At 72.4% G+C, this 4,119-nt stretch carries 6 protein-coding genes; 4 read left to right on the forward strand and 2 right to left on the reverse strand.

What is annotated here, in order from left to right; genetic code table 11:
• The coding region (locus GT030_RS04440) for a cytochrome P450 (RefSeq protein WP_161199937.1) at positions 1 to 447 on the forward strand (447 nt) is incomplete at its 5' end.
• On the opposite strand, the gene GT030_RS04445 is transcribed toward GT030_RS04440, so the two are convergent.
• Positions 410 to 1,012 carry a ScbR family autoregulator-binding transcription factor gene (locus GT030_RS04445; RefSeq protein WP_346009564.1) on the reverse strand — a complete coding sequence of 201 codons (603 nt, stop codon included), beginning with the start codon at positions 1,010 to 1,012 and terminating at the stop codon, positions 410 to 412. The two genes, GT030_RS04440 and GT030_RS04445, sit on opposite strands and share 38 nt — an antisense overlap.
• Before the next feature lie 414 nt (positions 1,013 to 1,426).
• Here GT030_RS04445 and GT030_RS04450 point away from each other — a divergent pair, with 414 nt between their 5' ends.
• From GT030_RS04450 to GT030_RS04460, 3 genes are all read left to right on the forward strand, one after another.
• Positions 1,427 to 2,143, forward strand: a complete 717-nt coding sequence (locus GT030_RS04450) for an HAD family phosphatase (protein WP_161199938.1) — start codon at positions 1,427 to 1,429, stop codon at positions 2,141 to 2,143.
• A 131-nt stretch (positions 2,144 to 2,274) separates the two neighbouring features.
• The gene (locus tag GT030_RS04455) at positions 2,275 to 2,706 is read left to right on the forward strand and encodes a Rieske (2Fe-2S) protein (protein ID WP_161199939.1); all 432 of its coding nucleotides are present in this window, start codon (positions 2,275 to 2,277) and stop codon (positions 2,704 to 2,706) included.
• A 17-nt stretch (positions 2,707 to 2,723) separates the two neighbouring features.
• Complete coding sequence (locus GT030_RS04460; protein WP_161199940.1) at positions 2,724 to 3,194, forward strand: pyridoxamine 5'-phosphate oxidase family protein; 471 nt, start codon at positions 2,724 to 2,726, stop codon at positions 3,192 to 3,194.
• 4 nt (positions 3,195 to 3,198) lie between these two features.
• Here GT030_RS04460 and GT030_RS04465 read toward each other — a convergent pair whose 3' ends face one another.
• Complete coding sequence (locus GT030_RS04465) at positions 3,199 to 4,101, reverse strand: LysR family transcriptional regulator (RefSeq protein ID WP_161199941.1); 903 nt, start codon at positions 4,099 to 4,101, stop codon at positions 3,199 to 3,201.
• Positions 4,102 to 4,119: the final 18 nt, after the last annotated feature.

Below are 4,119 nucleotides of genomic sequence, written 5' to 3' on the forward strand. Positions count from 1 at the left end.
GCGAGCTGGGCCGACGTGGTGGAGGAGACCCTGCGCTGGGACTCCCCGGTCAGCTACTTCCCGTTCCGCTATCCGATACGGGACCTCGACGTCGACGGTACGACGATCCCGGCGGGCACCCCGGTCCTGGCCGGCTACTCCGCCGCCGGACGCGACAAGGCGGTGCACGGCGAGGATGCCGGCCGCTTCGATGTCACGCGCCCGGCCCGCGCGGACGCCGTGCGCAGTCTGTCGCTCGGGCACGGCGCCCACTACTGCCCGGGCGCTCCCCTGTCCCGGCTGGAGGCGACGGTCGCGCTGGAGCGGCTGTTCGCCCGCTTCCCGGACCTCGAACTCGCCGTTCCAGAGGCGGACTTGCCGCGTCACGCCAGCTTCGTCGGCAACAGCGTGCGGGAGCTGCCGGGCCGCCTCAGCGCTCCGGTGCGGCCTGGAGGGACGGCAGGGTGAGGTGCCACCACTCGGCGAGGCGGGCGGTGATGGTGGCGGTGCCCTCCAGCGCCTCGGTCAGCGAGCAGAGGCCGAAGAAGGCGCGCACCAGGGCGCGGGCGGTGGGGGCGGGCCGGATGTGCGGGGCCAGGTGACCGGTGGCCCGCGCCTGGGCCAGCAGGCGGGTGGTGGCGGCGGTCCAGAGGGCGAAGGGGTCGGGGAGCGTGACGTTGATGACCTCGCGCTCGGCCCACAGTCTGGCGCCCCCACGGGTCACGGGGTCCTCGGCGAGAGCCTTGGCGATGTCGTAGCTCAGCGCGACGAGCCGGTCCATCGGCGGGACCGCGTCGTTCGTATACCGGTCGTTGAGTTCGGGCCAGGTGGCGAAACGGTCCCGGACGACGGCGAGGGCGATGCCCTCCTTGCTCGCGTAGTGGAAGTACACGGCGCCGCTCGTCCGCCCCGACCTGCTGCTTATGTCGTTGACGCTGGTGCCCGCGTACCCGCGTTCGGCGAAGAGGGAGGCAGCCGCCTCCAGGAGTGATCGGCGCGTTGCCCTGGCGCGTTCCTGCAACGTCCCGTCCACCCTCGCTCAGCAATCCTGACGCCGAAGAATGTAGTGCGCCCGCGTGCGCCGGGAGCAACCGGCAGCCACACTCGCGCGGTAATTGCGCATTTCTTTCGAGGATGAACGCGGGCGAGTGGTAAAGGGTGCGCAACCCCTCCGTTTCGGTGCTTCGCCGGTGGATCGGCGGCCCTCGTGCATCGGGGTCGGCCCCCTGACGCATACGCCTCAACTGTGCTTTCGCACAATGTCGTTGGCGGCCTCGGCGGCCACTCCCGCCGCCGGGGCGCCCAGAGGGCACATACACCCCGAAACCCCTCACCGTCGATAACCCCTTGTAGTCATTCCCTCACTCTGAGCGCGCAAATAACGTAGCGGCCACGATGTTTCCGTTTCCCGATCTATGCCGGGAATGCCCGTTCCAGGGAGGTCATTGTGTCCACCACGGGTCATCAACTGCTGGGCTGGTCCCCCAAGGCCGTCGTCTTCGACTGCGACGGCACGCTGATGGACAGCGAACGCCACTGGCAGGAGGCCCGCGGCCGGGCCTTCCGGGGCTTCGGCCTGCAGCCCCCGCCGGGCTTCGCCGACCAGGCCAAGGGGGTGCACTACGCCGACTGCGGGCGGCTGATGGCCGAAGCGGTGCACAAGCCCGAGCTCACCACCGACCTGACGGCCGCCCTCCTCCACCACTTCCTCGACCTCGTCGCGGACGACCCGGTGACGATGCCGGGCGCCGTCGACCTCGTACGGCTGCTCTCCGGCAGACTCCCCCTCGCCGTGGCGAGCAACTGCCCCGCGGAGGTGGTGGAGGCGAGCCTCGAACGGGCCGGTCTGCGCGCCCACTTCGCGCACATTGTCGTCCCCTCCCCGACCCCGGCGGGCGACACCGGCCCGGTCCGCCCAAAGCCGTGGCCGGACGTGTACGAGACCGCGGCCCGGCTGTGCGGGGTGGACGCGGAGGAGGCGCTGGCCGTCGAGGACTCCCTGACCGGCGTGGAGTCGGCCCGCCGTGCCCGGCTGCGCGTCCTGGGCGTCGGCCCCCGGCCGGAGGGGGACGACGCGCACCGTGCCGACCTGTGGGTACCCGCCCTGCACACACCGGAGTTGCTGACCTGGGTGCACACCTGGGCACCGCCCGCCGGGAGTTGATCCGGGGGCCGGCTCTTACGCCGTCCTCATGCCCCGGCGGCGAGGATCGGGGCCGTCGGTGAACGTCAGGTGCCACGGGGCCGTACCCCTGGACGGATCAAGAACGCTCACCCAGGCGGAAGGAAACGCCCATGACCAGCGCAACGCCCCGACCCACTGCCGGACCCGACCGGCGCACCGTGATCGCGGCGGCGGGAGCGGCCGGCCTCACCGTGGCGCTGGCGGCGTGCGGTTCGGGGGACGGCGACTCGGACGCGGCCGGCTCCGGTTCCGCCGGGGACGCCCTCGCCAAGACGGCCGACATCCCCGAGGGCGGCGGCAAGATCTTCAAGGACCAGGGGGTGGTGGTCACCCAGCCCAGCGCCGGTACGTACAAGGCGTTCTCCGCCAAGTGCACGCACCAGGGGTGCGCGGTGGGCAGTGTCGCGGACGGGGTGATCGTCTGCCCGTGCCACAACAGCCATTTCTCGGTGGCCGACGGCAGCGTGAAACAGGGGCCGGCCACGGCTCCGCTGCCCGAGCAGAAGATCAGCGTGTCCGGCGACGAGATCAAGCTGGCCTGACCGGGAAGGGGGGCCGCATGACCGTCACGCAGCAGCGCCGGGGCCGGAAGATCATGATGACGCCCGGCGAGCTGGACGAGTTCCTGACCAGTCAGCGCACCTGCCGGGTGGCGACCGTCTCGGCGGACGGCACCCCGCACGTGAGCGCGCTGTGGTTCGTCTGGGACGGCACCTCGCTGTGGCTCTACTCCGTGGTGCGCAGCAAGCGCTGGACCCAGCTCCGGCACGACGCGCGGGTGGCGGTGGTCGTCGACTCCGGTGAGGAGTACGACCAGTTGCGTGGGGCCGAGCTGTCCGGGCGGGTGGAGTTCGTGGGCGAGGTGCCCCGCACGGGGGACCTGTGCGCCGAACTCGACACGGTGGAGACGCTGTTCGCGCGGAAGAACTTCGGCATGGACGAGATGCCGCACGACGGGCGGCACGCCTGGGCCCGGCTGACCCCGGAGAAGGTCGTGTCCTGGGACTTCCGCAAGCTCAGCGGGCGTTGAGGGTTCAGCTGAGCCGCGCGGCCGCCGTGCGCAGGGCGTCGACGGCGGCCCGGATCGAGGGCCGCCGGTCGGCGTCCGCGCGCCACAGCACGTAGACGTGCCGCCGCACCCGCTGCCTGAGCGGGACCAGGACGACGCCGGGCGGGACGGGGTCGCGGCCCAGCAGGGGCGCGATGCACACCCCGAGCCCGGCGGCGACCAGCGCGAGCTGGGTGTGGGTCTCGCCCGCGCGATGGCCGACGAGGGGTTCGACGCCCTTGGAGCGCAGGGTGAACAGCAGCCACTCGTGGCAGAACTCGCCCTCGCCCCAGGTGATCCACTCGTCCCCGGCGAACTCCGCGAGGTCGACCTCGTCCCGGCCGGCCAGCGGGTGTCCGGCGGGCAGGGCCACCTCGGCGGGGTCGTCCAGCAGGGGTTCCTTGACCAGGCCGTCGGGCACCGGCATCGGCTTGTTGTACCAGTCGAGGACGACCGCGAGGTCCAGGTCGCCGCGCGCGACCCCGGCGACGCCGAGTTCCGGCTCCAGCTCGCAGGAGCGGAGCCGCAGGGCGGGGTGCTGGGCGCGCAGCGCGGCGAGCGCGGCGGGGAAGAGGCCGCGGGCCGCGGTGGGGAACGCGGACATCCTGAGTTCCCCGGCGACCTGGCCGCGGTGTGCCTCCAGGTCGGACTGGGCCAGCTCGACCTGGGAGAGGATGCGGGCCGCGTGCTCGGACAGCAGGCGTCCGGCGTCGGTGAGGCGCACTCCGCGCCCGTTCTTGGCGAGCAGCCGCTGCCCGGCCTCCCGCTCCAGCTTGCCGAGCTGCTGGGACACCGCGGACGTGGTGACATGCAGCGCCTCGGCGGCGGCGCTGACGGAGCCGTGCCGGGCGAAGGCGTGCAGGGTGCGCAGGCGCTCCAGGTTCAACATGTAAGCGATCCTAAACGG

Source organism: Streptomyces sp. SID1328, from assembly GCF_009865595.1.
Taxonomy (GTDB): domain Bacteria; phylum Actinomycetota; class Actinomycetes; order Streptomycetales; family Streptomycetaceae; genus Streptomyces; species Streptomyces griseoluteus.